General features: G+C 69.8%; 16 protein-coding genes. 7 read left to right on the plus strand and 9 right to left on the minus strand.

Annotation, left to right across the window (positions count from 1 at the left end; all coding sequences use genetic code 11):
• Positions 1–138: 138 nt before the first annotated feature.
• The 3 genes from ACFVYS_RS37930 to thyX all read right to left on the minus strand — a co-directional run bounded on the left by ACFVYS_RS37930 (position 139) and on the right by thyX (position 3,844).
• Positions 139–1,824: a ribonuclease J gene (locus ACFVYS_RS37930; protein WP_389509625.1), complete on the minus strand. Its 1,686-nt coding sequence runs from the start codon at positions 1,822–1,824 to the stop codon at positions 139–141.
• A 127-nt stretch (positions 1,825–1,951) separates the two neighbouring features.
• Positions 1,952–2,851 (minus strand): 4-hydroxy-tetrahydrodipicolinate synthase, encoded by a 900-nt coding sequence (gene dapA, locus ACFVYS_RS37935; protein WP_389509626.1) that lies wholly within the window; start codon positions 2,849–2,851, stop codon positions 1,952–1,954.
• A 252-nt stretch (positions 2,852–3,103) separates the two neighbouring features.
• The gene (thyX, locus tag ACFVYS_RS37940; RefSeq protein WP_389509628.1) at positions 3,104–3,844 is read right to left on the minus strand and encodes an FAD-dependent thymidylate synthase; all 741 of its coding nucleotides are present in this window, start codon (positions 3,842–3,844) and stop codon (positions 3,104–3,106) included.
• 187 nt (positions 3,845–4,031) lie between these two features.
• Here thyX and ACFVYS_RS37945 point away from each other — a divergent pair, with 187 nt between their 5' ends.
• Positions 4,032–4,268, plus strand: a complete 237-nt coding sequence (locus ACFVYS_RS37945; RefSeq protein ID WP_389509630.1) for a hypothetical protein — start codon at positions 4,032–4,034, stop codon at positions 4,266–4,268.
• Positions 4,269–4,358: 90 nt separating this feature from the next.
• Positions 4,359–4,910: a hypothetical protein gene (locus ACFVYS_RS37950; protein ID WP_389509631.1), complete on the plus strand. Its 552-nt coding sequence runs from the start codon at positions 4,359–4,361 to the stop codon at positions 4,908–4,910.
• Between the two features lie 85 nt (positions 4,911–4,995).
• Here the strand turns inward: ACFVYS_RS37950 and ACFVYS_RS37955 are convergent, their stop codons facing one another.
• The 5 genes from ACFVYS_RS37955 to rpsO all read right to left on the minus strand — a co-directional run bounded on the left by ACFVYS_RS37955 (position 4,996) and on the right by rpsO (position 10,557).
• Positions 4,996–5,451, minus strand: a complete 456-nt coding sequence (locus tag ACFVYS_RS37955; protein WP_389509632.1) for a hypothetical protein — start codon at positions 5,449–5,451, stop codon at positions 4,996–4,998.
• A 7-nt stretch (positions 5,452–5,458) separates the two neighbouring features.
• Entirely contained in the window at positions 5,459–6,211 is a 753-nt protein-coding gene (gene dapB, locus ACFVYS_RS37960) for a 4-hydroxy-tetrahydrodipicolinate reductase (RefSeq protein WP_389509634.1), read from the minus strand.
• Between the two features lie 46 nt (positions 6,212–6,257).
• The gene (locus ACFVYS_RS37965) at positions 6,258–7,637 is read right to left on the minus strand and encodes a M16 family metallopeptidase (RefSeq protein ID WP_389509636.1); all 1,380 of its coding nucleotides are present in this window, start codon (positions 7,635–7,637) and stop codon (positions 6,258–6,260) included.
• A complete protein-coding gene (locus tag ACFVYS_RS37970; protein WP_389509638.1) occupies positions 7,634–9,853 on the minus strand; it encodes a polyribonucleotide nucleotidyltransferase in 2,220 nt (739 codons plus the stop codon). The genes ACFVYS_RS37965 and ACFVYS_RS37970 overlap by 4 nt, the downstream gene beginning before the upstream one ends.
• Positions 9,854–10,269: 416 nt before the next feature.
• Complete coding sequence (rpsO, locus tag ACFVYS_RS37975; RefSeq protein ID WP_020128575.1) at positions 10,270–10,557, minus strand: 30S ribosomal protein S15; 288 nt, start codon at positions 10,555–10,557, stop codon at positions 10,270–10,272.
• 370 nt (positions 10,558–10,927) lie between these two features.
• On the opposite strand from rpsO, the gene ACFVYS_RS37980 reads away from it, so the two are divergent.
• Entirely contained in the window at positions 10,928–11,224 is a 297-nt protein-coding gene (locus ACFVYS_RS37980; protein ID WP_020128576.1) for a DUF397 domain-containing protein, read from the plus strand.
• Between the two features lie 271 nt (positions 11,225–11,495).
• Here the strand turns inward: ACFVYS_RS37980 and eccD are convergent, their stop codons facing one another.
• Positions 11,496–13,007 carry a type VII secretion integral membrane protein EccD gene (eccD, locus tag ACFVYS_RS37985; RefSeq protein WP_389509640.1) on the minus strand — a complete coding sequence of 504 codons (1,512 nt, stop codon included), beginning with the start codon at positions 13,005–13,007 and terminating at the stop codon, positions 11,496–11,498.
• Between the two features lie 287 nt (positions 13,008–13,294).
• Between eccD and eccCa the strand changes: the two genes are divergently transcribed.
• From eccCa to ACFVYS_RS38005, 4 genes are all read left to right on the plus strand, one after another.
• Positions 13,295–17,260 carry a type VII secretion protein EccCa gene (gene eccCa / locus ACFVYS_RS37990; RefSeq protein ID WP_389509642.1) on the plus strand — a complete coding sequence of 1,322 codons (3,966 nt, stop codon included), beginning with the start codon at positions 13,295–13,297 and terminating at the stop codon, positions 17,258–17,260.
• Between the two features lie 244 nt (positions 17,261–17,504).
• Positions 17,505–18,023 carry a hypothetical protein gene (locus ACFVYS_RS37995; protein WP_389509644.1) on the plus strand — a complete coding sequence of 173 codons (519 nt, stop codon included), beginning with the start codon at positions 17,505–17,507 and terminating at the stop codon, positions 18,021–18,023.
• Positions 18,023–20,287: a DUF6571 family protein gene (locus ACFVYS_RS38000; RefSeq protein WP_389509646.1), complete on the plus strand. Its 2,265-nt coding sequence runs from the start codon at positions 18,023–18,025 to the stop codon at positions 20,285–20,287. The genes ACFVYS_RS37995 and ACFVYS_RS38000 overlap by 1 nt, the downstream gene beginning before the upstream one ends.
• 209 nt (positions 20,288–20,496) lie before the next feature.
• Positions 20,497–20,904: a hypothetical protein gene (locus tag ACFVYS_RS38005; protein ID WP_389509648.1), complete on the plus strand. Its 408-nt coding sequence runs from the start codon at positions 20,497–20,499 to the stop codon at positions 20,902–20,904.
• Positions 20,905–20,998: the final 94 nt, after the last annotated feature.

The following is a 20,998-nucleotide window of genomic DNA, read 5'->3' on the forward strand; positions in this document are numbered from 1 at the left end:
CCCCGGCGGGCGCGCCGCCCGCCGCCGGGTCCCGGGCCCCCGGGGGGGGGGGACCATAAACCCGCGGGCCCGGGGCCGCGCCCCGCACAGGGGCCCCCCCCCGCTCCAGGTTCACGCGTACGGGGAGCCGTACGTCGCTCAGACCTCGACCACGACCGGGAGGATCATCGGCCTGCGGCGATAGGTGTCGGAGACCCACTTGCCCAGCGTGCGGCGGATGAGCTGCTGCATCTGGTGGGGCTCGACCACACCGTCCTGGGCGGAGCGTTCCAGGACCTCGGCGATCTTCGGGGTGACAGCCGAGAAGGCCGAGTCGTCGATGCCCGAACCACGAGCCTGGATGTGCGGGCCGCCGGTGATCTTGCCGGTGGAGGAGTCCACGACGACGAACACCGAGATGATGCCCTCGTCGCCCAGGATCTTCCGGTCCTTGAGGGCCGGCTCGCCCACGTCGCCGACGGAGAGGCCGTCGACATAGACGTAACCCGCCTGGACCTTGCCGGAGATCCTCGCCTTGCCCTCGACGAGGTCGACGACCACGCCGTCCTCGGCGATCACGATGCGGTCGTGCGGGACGCCGGTCATGGCGCCCAGCTCGGCGTTGGCGCGCAGATGGCGCCATTCGCCGTGGACCGGCATCAGGTTCTTCGGGCGGCAGATGTTGTAGAAGTACAGAAGCTCGCCCGCGGACGCGTGGCCCGAGACGTGCACCTTGGCGTTGCCCTTGTGGACGACGTGCGCGCCCCAGCGGGTCAGACCGTTGATCACGCGGTAGACCGCGTTCTCGTTGCCGGGGATGAGCGAGGACGCCAGGATCACCGTGTCGCCGGGGACGATACGGATCTGGTGGTCGCGGTTGGCCATGCGGGACAGGGCCGCCATCGGCTCGCCCTGGGAGCCCGTGCAGACCAGGACCACCTCGTGGTCGGGCAGGTCGTCGAGCGTCTTGACGTCCACCACCAGGCCCGGCGGGACCTTCAGGTAACCCAGATCGCGTGCGATGCCCATGTTGCGGACCATGGAGCGGCCCACGAAGGCGACCCTGCGGCCGTACTCGTGCGCCGTGTCCAGGATCTGCTGGATGCGGTGGATGTGGCTGGCGAAGCTGGCCACGATGATCCGCTTGCGGGCGTTCGCGAAGACCGTGCGCAGGACGTTGGAGATGTCCCGCTCGGGCGCCACGAACCCGGGGACCTCGGCGTTCGTGGAGTCGGAGAGAAGGAGGTCGATCCCTTCCTCGCTCAGCCGTGCGAACGCGTGCAGATCCGTGAGGCGGCCGTCCAGCGGGAGCTGGTCCATCTTGAAGTCGCCCGTGTGGACCACCATGCCCGCCGGCGTGCGGATGGCGACGGCGAGGGCGTCCGGGATCGAGTGGTTGACGGCGATGAACTCGCAGTCGAAGGGGCCGATGCGCTCACGGTGTCCCTCCGTCACCTCGAGGGTGTACGGGCGGATCCGGTGCTCCTGGAGCTTGGCCTCGATGAAGGCGAGGGTCAGCTTGGAGCCGATCAGCGGGATGTCCGGCTTCTCCCGGAGGAGATAGGGGACGGCACCGATGTGGTCCTCGTGACCATGGGTGAGGACGATGCCCTCGATGTCGTCGAGGCGGTCCCGGATGGACGTGAAGTCCGGCAGGATCAGGTCGATGCCGGGCTGCTCCTCCTCGGGGAAGAGCACGCCGCAGTCGACGATCAGCAGACGGCCGCCGAATTCGAAGACCGTCATGTTCCGGCCGATTTCGCCGAGGCCGCCGAGCGGGGTGACCCTGAGGCCGCCCGCCGGGAGCGGCGGGGGCGGGGCAAGTTCGGGATGCGGATGACTCAAAAGACTCTCCTCAACCACACGCGCCACGTACCGGTGGGCACGTGGCGCGCATGACGTTCGTGCAGTAGCAGTTGTCGTTGTGGATTGCAGGCACCGGTGGCCTGCTATTCAGTTGTGAAGTCCGTTGTCAGAGCTGTACCCCGCCCGCCGCAAGATCGATCTTGAGCTGTTCGATCTCTTCGGACGAGCACTCGACCATGGGTGAGCGCAGCGGGCCGGCGGGCAGGCCCAGCAGGGTGAGGGCCGCCTTGGTGGTCATCACGCCCTGGGTACGGAACATGCCCGTGTAGACCGGGAGCAGCTTCTGGTGGATCTCGGTCGCCTTCTGGACGTCCCCGGCGGTGAACGCCTCGACGAGGGCGCGCAGGTCCGGGGTGACCACGTGGCCGACCACGGAGACGAAGCCGACCGCGCCCACGGAGAGCAGCGGCAGGTTCAGCATGTCGTCACCGGAGTACCAGGCCAGCCCGGAGCGCGCGATGGCCCAGCTCGCGCGGCCCAGGTCGCCCTTGGCGTCCTTGTTGGCGACGATCCGGGGGTGCGCGGCGAGGCGGACCAGCGTCTCGGTGCTGATCGGGACACCGCTGCGGCCGGGGATGTCGTAGAGCATGACCGGCAGCCCGGCGGCGTCGGCGACGGCCGTGAAGTGCCGGTACAAACCCTCCTGAGGGGGCTTGTTGTAGTACGGGGTGACGACCAGGAGGCCGTGTGCGCCCGCCTTCTCGGCCGCGTGGGCGAGCTCGACACTGTGGTGGGTGTCGTTGGTGCCGACGCCGGCGACGACGTGGGCACGGTCTCCGACGGCCTCCAGGACGGCTCGTACCAGGTCCGATTTCTCCGCGTCACTGGTGGTGGGGGACTCGCCGGTGGTGCCGTTGACGATCAGGCCGTCGTTGCCTGCGTCCACCAGGTGGGTGGCGAGCCGCTGTGCGCCGTCGAGGTCGAGTGCGCCGTCCGCCGTGAAGGGCGTGACCATGGCGGTGAGGACCCGCCCGAAGGGGGTCTGCGGAGTGGAGGTCGGAGCCATGGGTGACACGCTACTCGTTGCTCACCGTGGGGTCTGCCCGCGGGGGGTGCGGAAAGTCATGACAAAGATGGAACCCGGCACTGCCTGCTCGGGGGTTCAAGCAGTGCCGGGTCCGTTTGATCAGGCTAGATGAACTTCTCTAAATGCCGCAATACGGACACTTCGCACGGATGATCCGTACATACGTCTCCGTCGCCCGTCTCCGGGACCCTTTTCCGGCGCTCGTCTGCGGGCTCGCCCTCGTCGCGTCCGTCAGGGCGCCACTCGGCCGTTGGCGTTGAAGGCCGCGTACGTGAGGGGCATGAGCCCGGCCCACTCGGCCTCCATCTTCTCGCCCACCATCTCGATCTCCCGCTGCGGGAAGGACGGGACCTTCGCCAGCTCGTGCTGGGTGCGCAGGCCGAGGAAGTGCATCAGCGAGCGCGCGTTGCAGGTGGCGTACATCGAGGAGAACAGTCCGACCGGCAGGACCGCACGGGCGACCTCACGGGCGACGCCGGCGGCGAGCATCTCCTGGTAGGCCTCGTAGGACCGGCGGTAGGAGTCCTCCATGGTGCGGCCGACGAGTTCCTGCTGGGCCTGCGTGCCCTCGGCGAAGACGTACTTGCCGGGACGGCCCTCCTGAACGAGTTTGCGGGACTCGCCGGGGACGTAGAAGACGGGCTGGAGCTCCCGGTAGCGGCCGGACTCCTCGTTGTACGACCAGCCCACGCGGTGGCGCATGAACTCGCGGAAGACGAAGATCGGGGCACTGATGAAGAAGGTCATCGAGTTGTGCTCGAAGGGGCTGCCGTGCCGGTCCCGCATCAGGTAGTTGATCAGGCCCTTGGAGCGCTCCGGGTCCTTGCCCAGCTCGTCCAGGGACTGCTCGCCGGCGGTCGAGACGCGGGCGGCGAAGAGCACGTCGGCGTCGGACGCGGTGTGCTTGACCAGCTCGACGGTGACGTCGCTGCGGAAGCCGGGCTTGAGGTCGTCGGCGGGGCTGTCGGTCACTGTGCGGGGGTCCTTCCATCGCGTCTTCGGAGCGGCGCCAACTCTACGGGGGTCGCCGAGCCGGACGGTCACGGGCGTGCCGTCGGATTCGTGCGGGACGTCTGCCGATATGGGGCACGTTTTCGGGCACCCGCTCGTCTGTATCAGTGAAGTGCCCGATCGAAAGCCCCAGGAGGACGTACCCATCATGTTCCGCCGGCGCGAGCCCGTACCCTTCGCCTTCCTCGCCGAGGCCGACCGGTTCCGCAGCAATGTCGCTCCCCCGCCCTCCGAGCGGTCCTCCGCCGGGCAGATAGCCGGACAGTGGCTGCTGGGGCTCACCATCGTGGCCGCGCTGGTGGGCTCCCTGGTCGTCGGAATGCCGGCGCTGAGCCTGGACCACTCGGCTCAGACACAGCAGTCGCAGGCGTCCCAGGGACGCTGACGCCATCCGGCCCCCCGATGGTGGTGAGCCGGGACACAGACGGATAACCTCACCGGGCACAGCCCACGCATGGACGAGTGAGGACCAGCCGTGCCCCTGCCCTTCCTGACGGCCGACCGCGCATTCGAGGCGGCTGACGACGTCGCGCTGCCCTTCGAGGACCATGAGCGCTGGCGGCGCCCCTACCGGCCCGGCCCCTGGCGGGTCGGGGTGGCCGCGCTGGCGCTGCTGCTCGCCTCGTACGTGCTGTTCGCGGCCGTCATCATCGCGTTGGCCGGGTCGATGTCCGAGGCCGGCGCGGTCTTCGGCTGTTCCCTGCTCGTGATCGCCGCTGCCCTGCGGTTGCTGCGTATGGGTGTGTGGGTCAGCGACCGCGGGCTGCGGCACGTGCGTTTCCTCCTCACCCGCACGCTGCCCTGGGAGCGGGTGGTGGCGGTGCGGACCGTGCAGCAGCCGGTGCGCTGGCTGGGGCTGCCGCGGACCGTGCAGGGACAGGCCCTGACCGTCGGACGGCGGGACCGCCCCGAGGAGGCCACACAGCTGCTGACCACGCACGGGGCGGACTTCCTCGCGCGTGCCGAGGCGTTCGACCGGGCCGCGGACGCGATCGAGGCGTGGGCCGCGGAGAACCGGCGCGTCTGATCCCTCGGACGCCGATCCGAGAGCCGGCCGTACGTCGAAGGGGCCGGTCCGCCACAGGTGCGGGCCGGCCCCTTCGGCGTACGGCTCAGACGGTCTGCACCGGCTTGCCGTCGTGCAGGCTGATCGCGTGTTGCATCGCCTTGCGGGCCCGCGGGGTGTCCCGGGCGTCGTGATAGGCGACGGCGAGGCGGAACCAGGTGCGCCAGTCGTCGGGGGCCGCCTCGGTCTCGGCCTTGCGCCGGTCGAACACCTCGTCGGCGGAGTCGCGGTCGACGCGGCCGCTCGCGGTGCGTTTCAGTTCGTCGACGGGCAGTCCGCCCTCGGCGTCGAGTTCGGCGGCGAGGGCGTTGGCCCGGCGGACGAACTGGGTGTTCTTCCACAGGAACCAGACGCCGATGACCGGCAGGATCAGCACCGCCACGCCGAAGGTGACGGTCAGGAGTGTGCCGGCCTGGATGAGCATGACGCCGCGGCTGCCGACCAGGGCGAAGTAGAAGACCAGGACGGCGGCCGTGACGGCGTAGGAGAGTTTGGCGCGCATGTCAGCCTCAGCCGAGGTCGAGGAAGTTTTCCAGGCCGAAGGTGAGGCCCGGAGTCGACACCACCCGGCGGGCGCCCAGCAGGATGCCCGGCATGAAGCTGCTGTGGTGCAGCGAGTCGTGGCGGACCGTGAGGGTCTCGCCCTCGCCGCCCAGCAGCACCTCCTGGTGGGCCAGCAGCCCGCGCAGCCGGACGGCGTGCACCGGGATGCCGTCGACGTTCGCGCCGCGCGCCCCGTCCAGGCACGTCTCCGTGGCGTCCGGCGCCGGGGCCGTGCCCGCCTCGCGACGGGCGTCGGCGATGAGCTGGGCGGTGCGCGTGGCGGTGCCGGAGGGCGCGTCCACCTTGTTCGGGTGGTGCAGTTCGACGACCTCGACGGACTCGAAGTACGGCGCGGCGATCTGCGCGAACTTCATGGTCAGGACGGCTCCGATGGAGAAGTTGGGCGCGATGAGCACGCCCGTCTCCGGGGACTCGGCCAGCCGGCCCGTCAGGTGCGCGAGGCGCTCCTCGGTCCAGCCGGTCGTGCCGACCACGGCGTGGATGCCGTGTCCTACGCAGTAGTCGAGGTTGTCCATGACCGAGGCGGGCGTGGTCAGTTCGACCACGACCTGGGCGCCGTTCTCGGCCAGCGTCTCGAGCTTGTCGCCGCGGCCGAGGGCGGCCACCAGCTCCATGTCCTCGGCGGCCTCGACCGCCCGTACCGCCTCGGAACCGATCCGGCCCTTGGCGCCGAGGACCGCCACGCGCAGCTTGCTCATCTGTTGTGCTTCCTTACCGAAGTTGCCGAAGGCCTGTCGAAGAGGGTCAGGCGACCGCGTCGTGCAGCCGGGCGGCCTGTTTGTCCTTGAGCGGGCCGATGACCGACAGCGACGGGCGCCGTCCCAGGATGTCGCGGGCCACCGAGCGGACCTCGTCCGGGGTCACGGCCGCTATCCGGGTCAGCATGTCGTCGACCGACATCTGCTCGCCCCAGCACAGCTCGCTCTTGCCGATGCGGTTCATGAGCGCGCCGGTGTCCTCCAGGCCGAGGACCGTGGAGCCCCTCAGCTGGCCGATGGCGCGGACGATCTCCTCGTCGGACAGGCCGTGCTCGGCGACCTGGTCGAGTTCGTCCCGGCAGATCTTCAGCACGTCGTGCACCTGGCTCGGGCGGCAGCCCGCGTACACGCCGAAGAGGCCGCAGTCGGCGAAGCCCGAGGTGTACGAGTACACGCTGTAGGCCAGGCCGCGCTTCTCGCGGACCTCCTGGAAGAGGCGGGAGGACATGCCGCCGCCGAGGGCCGTGTTCAGCACGCCGAGCGCCCAGCGCCGGTCGTCCGTGCGGGCCAGACCCGGCATGCCGAGGACGACATGGGCCTGTTCCGTCTTGCGGCCGATCAGCTCGACGCGGCCGGCCGAGCGGATCGCGCGCCGGCCGTCGCGCGGGGCGATCGGCGTGGCGTCCGGGTTCTTGAAGGCGCCCGCCTTGTCGAAGGCCGCGCGGACCTGGCGTACGACCTTGTTGTGGTCGATGTTGCCGGCGGCCGCGACCACGAGGTGGGTCGGGTCGTAGTGCTTCTTGTAGAAGCGGCGGATGCGGTCGGCGGTGAGGGCGTTGACCGTGTCGACGGTGCCGAGGACCGGGCGGCCGAGGGCGTTGTCGCCGAACATCGTGTGCGCGAACAGGTCGTGCACGCAGTCGCCGGGATCGTCCTCGGTCATCGCGATCTCCTCGAGGATCGCGCCGCGCTCGACGTTGACGTCCTCCTCGCGGATGAGGGAGCCCGTGAGCATGTCACAGACGACGTCGATGGCGAGCGGCAGGTCGGCGTCGAGCACGCGTGCGTAGTAGCACGTGTACTCCTTCGCCGTGAACGCGTTCATCTCGCCGCCGACCGCGTCTATGGCGGAGGAGATGTCCAGCGCCGACCTGCGGTTCGTCCCCTTGAAGAGGAGGTGCTCCAGGTAGTGCGTGGCGCCGTTCAGGGACGGCGTCTCGTCGCGGGAGCCGACGTGCGCCCAGATGCCGAAGGTGGCGGAGCGGACCGACGGGAGGGTCTCGGTGACGATGCGCAGGCCGCCCGGGAGGGTGGTCTTGCGGACGACGCCGATGCCGGCCGTGCCCTTGATCAGGGTTTGGGTACGGGCAACGGCCCGCGCCTCCGAAGAGGTGCGGGCCGTGGCCTGGGAGCTACTCGACGTCACTTGTCGGTGTCGTCCTTCGTGTCCTCATCAGCTTCCTCGCCCTCGACCACGGGGATCAGGGAGAGCTTGCCGCGGGAGTCGATCTCGGCGATCTCGACCTGGACCTTGGAGCCCACACCGAGCACGTCCTCGACGTTCTCCACGCGCTTGCCGCCGGCGAGCTTGCGGATCTGCGAGATGTGCAGCAGACCGTCCTTGCCCGGGAGCAGCGACACGAACGCACCGAAGGTGGTGGTCTTGACGACCGTACCCAGGTAGCGCTCGCCGACCTCCGGCATGGTCGGGTTGGCGATGCTGTTGATCGTGGCGCGGGCGGCCTCGGCCTGCGAGCCGACCTGGGCACCGATGTAGATGGTGCCGTCGTCCTCGATCGTGATCTCGGCGCCGGTGTCCTCCTGGATCTGGTTGATCATCTTGCCCTTCGGGCCGATGACCTCACCGATCTTGTCCACCGGGATCTTGACGGTGATGATCCGCGGGGCGTTCGGGGACATCTCGTCCGGCGTGTCGATCGCTTCCATCATCACGTCGAGGATGTGGAGGCGGGCGTCGCGGGCCTGCTTGAGGGCCGCGGCCAGGACGGAGGCCGGGATGCCGTCCAGCTTGGTGTCGAGCTGGAGGGCGGTGACGAACTCCTTGGTGCCGGCGACCTTGAAGTCCATGTCGCCGAAGGCGTCCTCCGCACCGAGGATGTCGGTGAGGGCGACGTAGTGCGTCTCGCCGTTGATCTCCTGGGAGATCAGGCCCATGGCGATACCGGCGACGGGGGCCTTGAGGGGCACACCGGCGTTCAGCAGCGACATGGTGGAGGCGCAGACCGAGCCCATGGACGTCGAACCGTTGGAGCCGAGGGCCTCGGACACCTGACGGATCGCGTAGGGGAACTCCTCGCGCGTCGGCAGGACCGGCACGATGGCGCGCTCGGCGAGGGCGCCGTGGCCGATCTCGCGGCGCTTCGGGGAGCCGACGCGGCCGGTCTCGCCGACGGAGTACGGCGGGAAGTTGTAGTTGTGCATGTAGCGCTTGCGGGTCACCGGGGAGAGGGTGTCCAGCTGCTGCTCCATCCGGAGCATGTTCAGGGTGGTGACGCCCAGGATCTGGGTCTCGCCACGCTCGAACAGCGCCGAACCGTGCACGCGCGGGATGGCCTCGACCTCGGCGGCGAGCGTACGGATGTCCGTGACGCCGCGGCCGTCGATGCGCTTCTTCTCCTTGATCACGCGCTCGCGGACCAGCTGCTTGGTCAGCGAGCGGTACGCGGCGGAGATCTCCTTCTCGCGACCCTCGAACTCCGGCAGGAGCTTCTCGGCGGCGAGCGCCTTGACGCGGTCCAGCTCGGCCTCGCGGTCCTGCTTGCCCGCGATGGTCAGCGCGGAGGCGAGCTCCGGGCGGACGGCGGCGGACAGCGCCTCCAGGATGTCGTCCTGGTAGTCGTGGAAGACCGGGAACTCGCCGGTCGGCTTCGCGGCCTTGGCGGCGAGGTCGGCCTGGGCCTTGCAGAGCACCTTGATGAAGGGCTTCGCGGCGTCCAGACCGGAGGCGACGACCTCCTCGGTCGGCGCCTCGGCGCCGCCCGCGACGAGCTGGATGGTCTTCTCGGTGGCCTCGGCCTCGACCATCATGATCGCGACGTCGCCGTCCTCGAGGACGCGACCGGCGACGACCATGTCGAAGACGGCGTCCTCGAGCTCGGTGTGCGTCGGGAACGCGACCCACTGGCCGTTGATCAGCGCGACGCGGACGCCGCCGATCGGGCCGGAGAAGGGCAGACCGGCCAGCTGCGTGGACGCGGAGGCGGCGTTGATCGCCACGACGTCGTACAGGTGGTCGGGGTTGAGCGCCATGATCGTGGCGACGACCTGGATCTCGTTGCGCAGGCCCTTCTTGAAGGACGGGCGCAGCGGGCGGTCGATCAGCCGGCAGGTGAGGATGGCGTCCTCGGAGGGGCGGCCCTCACGGCGGAAGAAGCTGCCGGGGATCTTGCCGGCGGCGTACATCCGCTCCTCGACGTCCACCGTGAGGGGGAAGAAGTCGAGCTGGTCCTTGGGGTTCTTGGAGGCGGTGGTGGCCGACAGCACCATGGTGTCGTCGTCCAGGTACGCCACGGCGGAGCCGGCGGCCTGCTTGGCCAGGCGGCCCGTCTCGAAGCGGATGGTGCGGGTGCCGAAGGTGCCGTTGTCAATGACGGCCTCGGCGTAGTGGGTCTCGTTCTCCACTAGCATTTTCTCCGTTACTTGTCGTCTTTCGTCCCTCGCTGCCCGTGTGGCAGGGGGACGGCTGCGGAGAAACGCTCGGTGCGGGCCGGTCTTCGATCGAAGCACCCGGGATTCTCTTTCCCGGGGGCCACTACCGAGGACCGGCGGCGGCTAGGCGCGCTTCTCCTCGTTCGGTGGGCGTGGTGACGTTTACCCGCAGCGAGTACACGTCATCACGCTGTGTCGTACGTATGGCGTTGTGCTACCACACTACAAAGCGTTGGTGACACTCCGCACGTTCCGCACGGCGACAGGGCGTACGACGGTCCCGGCGTCGGCGTGCATCCGTTTGTGCCGGTGCGTACCGCTGTGTACCGGTACGTACGGCAAAGGGGAGCGGTCCCGATGGTCCGGGAACCGCTCCCCCTCACGGCGTTCTACTTGGCGCCCGCCGCACCGCGGCGGATGCCGAGGCGGTCGACCAGCGCACGGAAGCGCTGGATGTCCTTCTTGGCCAGGTACTGGAGAAGGCGGCGACGCTGACCGACCAGGATCAGCAGACCACGACGGGAGTGGTGGTCGTGCTTGTGCGTCTTGAGGTGCTCGGTCAGGTCCGAGATCCGGCGGGACAGCATGGCGACCTGGACCTCGGGGGAGCCGGTGTCGCCCTCCTTCTGGCCGAACTCCGTGATGAGCTGCTTCTTCGTAGCGGCGTCGAGCGGCACGCGTACTCCTCGTAGTCTTTGAGTGGCCACCGAGTGCCCCCGGTCTTGGTCTCGGGGGAGCTTCCGTTACTCGGGTGGCGGGGATCCGCTGGGCGCGGCCTCCGGAACCTTCAGGGACTCCCTGAGGGTGTGTCCGGGGGTGCGTACACAAACGGCCGAAAGCCAGGGTAGCAGGCCGGGGCAGCGGGCCCGTCCGGGATGTCACGGCGGGCGCTCGGCCCGTACCGCGCCGTGCGGGGGCAGTGTACGGGCGACGACGCCGGGCCGGAACGTAAAAGAAGAACCTCTGAGCTGGGGGAACGCCGGCAAGTAGGCTGACGTGACAGCTCGTTGGAACAGCGGGAACTCAGGGGAAAGGGCCGGAGCCGACATGGCCGATGCCGAGGACAAAGACGTCAAAGCGCGCAAGGAGCGGGAGCGGGACGAGCTGTACGCGCTCGACATCTCCGGCGTCGAGTGGCAGTGCGCCCCGGGCACGGAGGAGCACGAGGAGCGCGTCGAGATCGCCTACCTGCCCGCGGGGGCCGTGGCGATGCGGTCGTCGCTCGACCCGGAGACGGTGCTGCGCTACACGGAGGCGGAGTGGCGGGCCTTCGTGCTGGGTGCCCGGGACGGCGAGTTCGATCTGGAGCCGGCGCCGCACAACGGCGGATCTGCCGCGCGGTAGCCGGGCCGGCGGACGGTACGGCTCCCAGCGAACCGACGGCCGGGACGGCTCCCGACGGCCGGCTCCTGGCGGACCGACGGCCGGCTCCCACCGGGCCGGCGGGGCCGGTAGGTGTCGGCCGCCGCTCGTCCGCAGTCCGCACCGCTTGCGGCGGTGAGCCCGGACGTCCGCACCGCGTGCCGCGCTGTGCCCGGGCCGGAGCCGGCGGCGGCGTGGACGGGCGGGGTGTGCCGCGGCTCGCGTCCGCCGTTCCCGCGCGGCCGCCCGCGGGTCAGCCCGTCATCGACCGGGCCGTCGCGTACACGTCGAAGACGGCCAGTGCCAACGGGACGAGCGTCAGCAGGACGAAGCCCTCGGCGAGCTCCATGAAGCGGCCCCAGAACGGCGTGAGGCCGCCCCGCGAGCCGATCAGGCCGATCGCGGTGACGATCGCGGACGCCGCCGCGATCGCCGCGACGAGCCAGACGGTACGGATGTCCAGGTCGGTGCGGTCGCCCGTCAGCGCGTCGCGGATCACCGAGTGCGGCGGGTTCAGTGCCAGCCCGAGCCCCAGCAGGACGAGGGAACCGAGGCCCGCCGCCAGTACGGGGGCGACCTGGGCGGTGTAGCGGAACAGGTGGGCGCGCATCAGCAGAGCGATGCCCGCGGCCAGGGCGAGGAGCCGGGCCCAGACGTCGTCGGAGAACCCGAGGACCGCGCAGGCGCCCACCGTGATCACCGCGCAGCCGCCCACCAGGCCGACCAGGAGTTCGTGTCCGCGGCGGGCCTGGGCGGCGATCCGCTCGGCGTCGACCGGCTCGCGCGGGGTGGGATCGGCGCCGTACGCGCTGCGCGGAGCGGTGGCCGGGGCGTCGAAGCCGATCGGCAGCCGGGCGAAGCGCATGGACAGACCGGGCAGGAAGGCCAGCGCGCCCACGCCGACGGGGGCAGACAGGGCGGCGGTCTCGGCCGGGGTCCAGTGCGCCAGGATCGCCGCGAACACCGCCGCCAGGCCGACGCCGGAGGCGACCACGAAGGCGACGAACGGGCCGTCCCCGCGAGGGGAGCACAGGGTGAGCAGCACCGCGGCGAGCAGCACCGCGGCGCAGGACAGCAGGAACGCCAGCCTGCCGATGCCCTGGCCGTCGGCGAGCGGCAGGAGCCCGGAGCCCGCCACGGCCACGTTGGGCAGCGCGCCGAGCCCGAGGGCGACGGCGGAGCCCCGGTCGTCGTAGACACGGGCCCGGACACAGGCGAGGGCGACCAGCAGGACACCGACGACCGCGGCGAGGATGCCGGGCAGGCCGTGCATGTCGTGACGCGGGTCACCGGTCCAGGCGACGAAGGCGAGCAGGGCCGTCAGGACCCCTCCCCCGACGAGGCCCGCGGCGCGGGTCAGCTCGCCGCTCCACAGGGTGTGCTCGCGCGTCACGGCCGAGGCGACCGCCTCCGACACGTCGTCGAAGACGGCGGGCGGCAGCGACTCGGAGAAGGGGCGCAGTGTGAGGAGCTCGCCGTCGAGGATGTGCTGGGCGGCGAACGAACGGGAACTGTCGAGGACGGTGCCGTCCCGGCGGACGAGGTGGTAGCCGACCGGAGCGCCCTCGGCGGGGCTCTGCCGGGAGAGCCTGAGGATCTCCGGGTGGATGTCGGCGACGGGGACGTCGTCGGGCAGCGCCACGTCGATCCGGCTGTCGGGGGCGACGATGGTGACCCGGCAGAAGCCGAGCCCCGTCCCCGCCGCGGGAGCGGATCCGGTGCCGCGCCCTTCTCCGGTGGCTGCCGCGGAGGCCGCGATACTCACCTGCTGCTCCCCCTCAGTGATGGTTCCGCGTCGGCGTGTGCGGTGTCGGCGTGCTCGGTGTCGGCGTGTGCGCTGTCGGTGGGCGGTGTGAAGGTTCCGCGCCGGTGGGTGCGCGGCGCGGCCCGCGGGTGTGCTCACGCGAACATCCGGCACCCTACCGCCCCTTGGTCGGACAGGCAGTCAGTAGGATCACGCGGCGGCCTGCGTCCGTCCGGCACGGGGCGGCGGACGAGGTTTTCCGGGGTCGCGCAAGGGGATTCGGGGCCTCGCAAGGGGATTGGTGAGCAGTGAGCCACATCGTCGTGAAGCGCCAGCCGCGGGTGCTGCCGTCCGAGGTGCCCACCGGTGAGATCGTCCTGCAGCCTCCGCCGGAGCTGCCGCGGGGCCATCAGGAGAGCGTGCTGATGCAACTGCTGCCGACGCTCGGCATGGGCGGCTCGGTGGTCTTCTTCTTCACGAGCGGGCAGCCGTTCATGCGCATCATGGGCATGGTCATGATCGCCTCGACCGTGGCCATGTCGATCGCGATGGTGGTGCGCTTCCGGCGCGGCTCGCAAGGGCAGTTGGCGGATCTGCGCCGCGACTACCTGAGCTACCTGGCGCAGACCCGGCGTACCGCGCTCGACACCGCGCGGGCCCAGCGGGACGCGCAGTACTACCTGCATCCCTCCCCCGAGCAGCTGTGGGCGCTGGTCGCCGAGGGCAGCCGGGTGTGGGAACGGCGGCCCGGGGACGAGGACTTCGCCCAGGTCCGCGTCGGCCTCGGCGCGCAGGCCCTCGCCACCGCGCTGATCGCTCCCGAGACCGGCCCGGTGGAGCAGCTGGAGCCGCTGACCGCGGGCGCGCTCCAGCGCTTCCTCGCCGTCCACGACAGTCTCGACGACCTGCCGATGGCCGTCTCGCTGCGCGCCTTCTACCACGTCACGGTCAGCGGTGAGCCGCGGTCGGTGCGCTCCTGCGCCCGTGCCCTGGCCGGTTCGCTGGCCGCGCTGCACTCGTCCGAGGATCTGGTTCTCGTGGTCGCGGCGGGCCGGGAGGAACTGCCGCACTGGGAGTGGGCGAAGTGGCTGCCGCACGTCCAGGCGTCGGGGGCCGTGGACGGGGCGGGCAGCCGCAGGCTGATCGGCTCCGACACCCGTGAACTGGAGAACCTGCTCGGCACTCGGCTGACGGGCCGCCCGCGGTTCCATCCGCACGCGACACCGCTGCCCGACGAGCCGCACATCGTCGTCGTCCTCGACGGCGTCTCCCTGCCCCCTGACTCGGTTCTGGCCAATCCCGAGGGGCTCCAGGGTATGACGGTCCTCGAGATCGTCCCCGGTGAGCCGACGGGGGCCGGCGGCGAGCTCGACATCGTCGTACAGCCCGGCGTGCTGCGGCTGGAGTCGGGGCACGGCGCCGTCTACGAGGGGACGCCGGACGCGCTCTCCCCCGAGTCCGCCGAGGCACTCGCCCGGCAGCTCGCCCCGCTGCGGATGGCGTCCGGCGGGGACGACGACGAGCCGCTGCTGGCCAACCTGGAGTTCACCGACCTGCTGAGCCTCGGGGATGCCGCGTCCGTGGACACCCGGCGCACCTGGCGGCCGCGTTCGCTGGCGGAGCGGTTGCGGGTGCCGATCGGGGTGGGCGAGGACGGCCGTCCGGTGATGCTGGACCTCAAGGAGGCGGCGCAGGAGGGCATGGGCCCGCACGGGCTGTGCGTGGGCGCGACGGGTTCCGGCAAGTCCGAACTGCTGCGCACGCTGGTGCTGGGCCTGGCGGTCACCCACTCCTCCGAGACGCTGAACTTCGTCCTCGCCGACTTCAAGGGCGGCGCGACCTTCGCCGGCATGGCGCAGATGCCGCACGTGGCGGCCGTGATCACCAACCTGGCGGACGACCTGACGCTGGTGGACCGGATGGGCGACTCCATCCGGGGCGAGCTCAACCGCCGCCAGGAGCTGCTGCGGGACGCGGGCAACTACGCCAACATCCACGACTACGAGAAGGCGCGGGCCGCGGGAGCCGCCCTTCAGCCGATCCCCTCCCTGGTCCTGGTGATCGACGAGTTCAGCGAACTGCTGACGGCGAAGCCGGACTTCATCGAGATGTTCGTGCAGATCGGCCGGATCGGCCGCTCGCTCGGCGTGCACCTGCTGCTGGCCTCGCAGCGCCTGGAGGAGGGCCGGCTGCGCGGCCTGGAGACGTATCTGTCGTACCGCGTCGGTCTGCGCACCTTCTCGGCGGCGGAGTCCCGGGCGGCGCTCGGTGTGCCCGACGCGTACTCGCTGCCGAACGTGCCGGGTTCCGGCTTCCTGAAGTTCGGCACCGACGAGATGGTGCGGTTCAAGGCGGCGTACGTGTCCGGGGTCTACCGCTCGGGCGCTCAGCGGACGGCGCCGGGGGGCGGCCCGCTGCCGGTGGACCGGCGGCCGGTGCTGTTCACCTCGGCGGAGGTGCCGGTGCGGTACGCGCAGGTGCCGCAGGCCCGTCCGTCCGGCGACGCGGAGGTCGACGACGCGCTGGCGGACACGGTGCTCGACGTGATCGTGCGCCGGCTGGATGCGCAGGGTCCGGCGGCGCACCAGGTGTGGCTGCCGCCGCTGGACAGTCCGCCGTCGCTGGACGCGCTGCTGCCGGGACTCACGGCGGTGCCGGGCCGCGGCCTCACCCAGCCGGGGTACGAGGGCGCGGGCCGGCTGGTCGTGCCGGTGGGTCTGGTGGACAAGCCGTTCGAGCAGCGCCGTGACTCCCTCTGGGTGGACTTCTCCGGCGCCGCGGGCCATATGCAGATCGTTGGCGGCCCGCAGTCCGGCAAGTCGACCCTGCTGCGCTCGCTGATCTGCGCCTTCGCCCTCACCCACACGCCGCACGAGGTCCAGTTCTACGGCCTCGACTTCGGCGGCGGCGGAATGGCGTCGGTGGCCGGCCTGCCGCATGTGGGCGGGGTCGCCTCCCGGCTCGACCCGGAGCGGGTACGGCGCACGGTGGCCGAGGTGTACGGCGTGCTGACCCGCCGTGAGGAGTACTTCCGTTCGGCCGGCATCCCGTCGATCGCTGAGTTCCGGGCCAGGCGGGCCCGCGGGGACATCTCGGTCGCGGACCAGCCCTGGGGGGATGTGTTCCTGATCGTCGACGGATGGGGCAACTTCCGGTCCGAGTACGAGGCGATGGACCAGGTGATCCTCGACATCGCGGCGCGCGGGCTCGGCTACGGCGTCCACCTGGTGCTGACGGCCTCGCGTTCGATGGAGGTCAGGGCCGCCCTCAAGGACCAGCTGATGAACCGGCTGGAGCTGCGGCTCGGCGACACGATGGACTCCGAGATCGACCGCAAGGTAGCCGCGAACGTCCCGGCGGGCGTGCCGGGCCGTGGCCAGTCGCCGCAGAAACTGCACTTCATGGGGGCGGTCCCGCGCATCGACGGCCTCACCTCCGACACGGACCTCGCCGACGCCACGCAGGCGCTGACCGCGGAGGTCTCCCGGCAGTGGCAGGCGGCACCCGCGCCGGAAGTCCGGCTGCTGCCACGGGAGTTCCCGGCCGACTCGCTGCCGTCGGGCGACCGCTTCCCGCGCCGCGGGGTGGCCTTCGCCCTCGACGAGGACCGGCTCGAGCCGGTCTACGTCGACTTCGAGCAGGACCCGTTCCTCCTCGTCTTCGGCGAGAGCGAGTCCGGCAAGTCGAACCTGCTGCGGCTGCTGATCAAGCAACTGACCCAGCGCTACTCGGGCGACGAGTGCAAGATGTTCGTGGTCGACAACCGGCGGTCCCTGCTGGACGTGACGCCGGAGTCCCACCTGGCCGAGTACATCCCGATGTCCAACGCCATGGACCACCACATGGCCGCGCTGGCCGACCTGATGAAGCGCCGGGCGCCGACGGCCGAGGTGACGGCGCGGCAGCTCAGGGACCGCAGTTGGTGGCGTGGACCGACGGTGTTCGTCATCATCGACGACTACGACCTCGTGGCGACGTCGAGCGGCAATCCGCTGGCCGGACTGACGGAACTCCTGCCGTTCGCCCGGGACGTCGGGGTGCGGTTCATCATCGCGCGGTCGACGGCGGGCGCGGGGCGGGCGTCGTACGAGGCGTTCATGCAGCGGATCAAGGAGCTGGGCGCGCAGGGTGTCGTACTGGCGGGCGACCCCGGGGAGGGGGACCTCCTCGGTGGGGTGCGGCCGCGGCCGATGCCCGCGGGGCGGGGGATCTTCGTCTCCCGGCGCCGGGGGAAGCCGCTGGTGCAGGTGGGGTTGGCGCCGGAGGGGGTGTGACGGGCGGGCGGACTCGCCGTCCGCCCGAGAGCCTTGTCGGGCGCTGAAATCGGCGGGCTACCCTTCGCCGCCGTCAAGCCGTACGGCGGTGAATTGAGGAAAGTAGGGTGAGATCCGTGAACTCACTTGACCGGGGTTCATGGATCTGGCGTGTTGATGGCTGAAGGACGGGCCCGCCCGAGGCGCGGGCTTGACGGAGACCCGGTGACACGGGCACTCGGGGACACGGGGAAGGGGTTCGCGCATGGCATGGGACGAGTGGGAGCAGCTGAAGGCGGAGGCGGCCTCGGGCGCCGCGCCCCACATGCGGCTGAACCAACTGGATCCCGGTAGCGGTCCGGTACGCCCCGCGCCGGATCCCGGTCAGTACGGCGAGCTGAGGGCCAATCAGGGTGATCTCGCGAAGATCGGCACCCACGCGTTCAAGCTGTACAACGACCTCTGGGACAAGGGTCGCAGGGCGGTGCCCACCAGCGAAAGCGCCGCCGGGGCCCTCAGCAAGGGCGGGTTCGCCCTGGGCAGCGCCCTCCAGCATGTCGCGCTGCGCTGGGACGAGCAGCTGGGTTCCCTCAGGGACGCGTGCGCGCACATCTCGAACCACATGACCGTCACGAAGAAGCTCCATGCCGGCGACGACCACTACATCCGTCGTCAGATGAGCAGCATCGACGTGCTGGACGCGGGCTTCGACGAACGCGTCGGTGAACCCGGCAAGCACAACCCGGTGTACGGCGAGAAGGACGACAAGAAGGGCAAGAGTTGATGGATCTCGACGCCCTTCGCAACGCCGACCTCAGCCTGTTGGACGACGCGGTCGAAGACTGGTCGACGATGGTCGGCGATCTGGAGACCTTGATGGACGCGGCCGAGAAGGGCCTGCACGGCGCCGCGAACAGGGCGAGCTGGGCGGGGTACAACGCCACCGTCTCCAAGGAGTTCATCGGCAAGACGGCCGGGGAGTTCACGGACGCGCACAGCCAGGCCTCGTCGATCCACAAGATCCTCCAGGACACCCGGGACGAGCTGAAGACGTACAAGGGGCAACTCGGCGACGCCATCGAGCGAGGCCGTCAGAAGAATCTCACGGTCATCGGCTACGAGGGCGGGTTCACGGTCACGACGAACGTCCCGCCGGAGGGCCGTGCTCAACAGGACCAGGACAACAAGGGCGAGATCACCGCCCTGCGGGACGAGATCCAGAAAATCTTGGAACAGGCCACCACCAGCGACACCTCGGCCAACGCCGTCCTCATGGCGATCGCCGACCAGAGCAGACTGGGCTTCTCGGACGTCGACTACGCCGACCGGGACTCCGCGGCCAAGGCGCTGAAGGACGCCGATGAGCTGGCAGACCTGGCGAAGCAGAAGCCCGAGGACCTGTCGGTCGCGGAGTTCGACCGGCTCGACAAGGGGCTGAAGGAGTACGCCGACGACCCACTGTTCGCGGAACGCTTCGCCACGCGCCTGGGACCGCAGGGAACCCTCGACTTCTGGACAGGCATCAACGACCCGCACAGCGCGTGGAAGATCGGACAACAGCGGGTCGACCAGTACGACGACCTCCAGAAGAACCTCAGTCTCACGCTCGCCACTGCGTCGCAGAGCGACAACGCCGACATGACTCAGTGGAAGTCCACGATGATCGACCTGGTCGACAAGCCGGTCGGCCGCAACGGTGGTTTCCCCCTCGGCGGACAGGTCATGACCAACCTCATGCGGTGGGGTGACTTCGACGACCGGTTCCTCGTCGACTACGGCGACAAGCTGATGGAGACGGAGAAGAAGTTCACGGGTAGCGGTCGGCATGGTGCCTGGCAGCGCATGGGCATGGACCCACTCCTCAACCGGACCGGCACCGACTCCGGCTGGGATCCGATGACCGGCTACCTGAAGGCCCTCTCCAACAGCCCCGACGCGGCCACGGAGTTCTTCAACGACACCTTCGTCACCAAAGACGAGGACCACGACTTCAAGGACGACAAGGGCAAGCCGGAGTCGCTGACGAACTTCGACTACCTCTTCGAAGAACGCGACTGGCCGCAGGACCAGGACGACAAGGGCGAGGACAGCGTGGCCGGGCGGAACAACCTGGCGCTTGCGCTGGAAGCGGCCACCACGGGGCACCCGGCCGGGGAGATGCCTACGGCGGACACACCTGCGCACAACGCAGAGCAGGCGAAGCTGATGCAGAGCCTGGTGTCGTCCGTCTCGGAACAGCCGTCACGCATCACCGACAACGGCTACATGGGCGACAGCATGGGCCAGATCGCCTCGGAATACCTTCCGGACATCAACCGGGCCATGACCAACGACTCCGACGGTGACACGGACCGGCTCTTCCCGATCTCCGGCACCGAGGCAACGTTCGAACACCGTGACGTGACGCGGTTCCTGTTCACCGTCGGACAGAACCCCGAGGGATACGCCGCCGTGGAGGTGGGCCAGAAGGCCTACATGGGCAATCTGATGGAGTACCACCTCGGCCCCCACCTCCCGGCGAACGAGCGCTATTCCAACGATCCCCAGTTCGTCGTCGAACAGATCGCGAGCGGATCGGGCGAAGTATCGGGAACCCTCGCTCAAGGCCGCGCCGAAGTCGTCGCCCACGAGGGCGAAGACAAGGACAAGGCCTACGAGCACTCCGTCGCCCAGTGGAAGAACGTGATCTCCGGGACGGTCGGCACCGTCACCGGTGTGGGAACAACGTTCATCGTCAGCCCGGTCGGGGGTGCGGCAGCCGGTGGTATCGCAGGCACCGCGACCAGCGTGATTCTGGAAGAGCTCTTCAAGGACGCGGAAGGAAAGGCCAAGGGCGATGCCGGCGCTCTCATGGGCGAGTACTGGGAGAGCGGCCTCGACAGCAACAACGGCTACACCGAGAAGGCGGCAGAGACCGCGGCGAGGAACCGCGGCAGGGCTGATCTCCCGGACGTCGGAGAATGGGCCCGCGTCGGTGCAGAGCGCGGATTCAAGGACTCGGGGACGAACGTCATTGCCATGGCTCCCGATCTCAAGACGGACGTCTGATGCGGGATCCCGGCCGCATCCGTCGCACACCCGCACAAGGATCCACCCGTCCAGAGAGGTCCCTGGCCTTGAAGTACGCACCGCTCCCGCTCTCCACAACGCTTCGACGCCTTGCAATCCTGACGGCATCGCTCGCTGTCGGAACCGCCTTGTCCGGATGCTCGAGCGGCGAGGAGAGGGAATATTCGCTCCCACAGACCCTGTGCGGGGTGTCCGTGCACCCCGACCTTCTGGCACCGTTCCTGCCGCCCGGGGACAAGGTCTCCACCCGGCAGACCACACCCAACGGTGGAACCCAGCGCTGCAACGTGAGCGTCGACGATGAACTCGCCCTTGTGGCAGGCCGATTGTGGTGGGCGAAGACAGGAAGCGTAGTCGACGTCGCCGCCGTGCACGCTCAGGTCAACAAGGGAGACGTGACCACCGGCGACGAGTTTCTCTATTCGGGGACCGGCGCGGTCGGGAAAGTCGAGGGATGCACGGATTCGGCTCACCCGGACCAGGCTCTCTTCACCGTTGTTCAGGTCTTCGCCTCCGATCGGGAGAGCTCGTCCACGATGAAGCGCCTTATCACCGAATACACCGGACAGGTACAGAAGGGCAGCGACTGTACCTGACCTCGCGCTCGGGCCAACTCGATCCTGAGGAGGCGCCGTTGCCCCCATCCGCTGCCGCGCCGCTGCCCACACCCCGGCTATAGGCGCATGAGGG

This window comes from Streptomyces sp. NPDC058295 (assembly GCF_042880655.1).
GTDB classification, from domain to species: Bacteria; Actinomycetota; Actinomycetes; order Streptomycetales; family Streptomycetaceae; genus Streptomyces; species Streptomyces coriariae.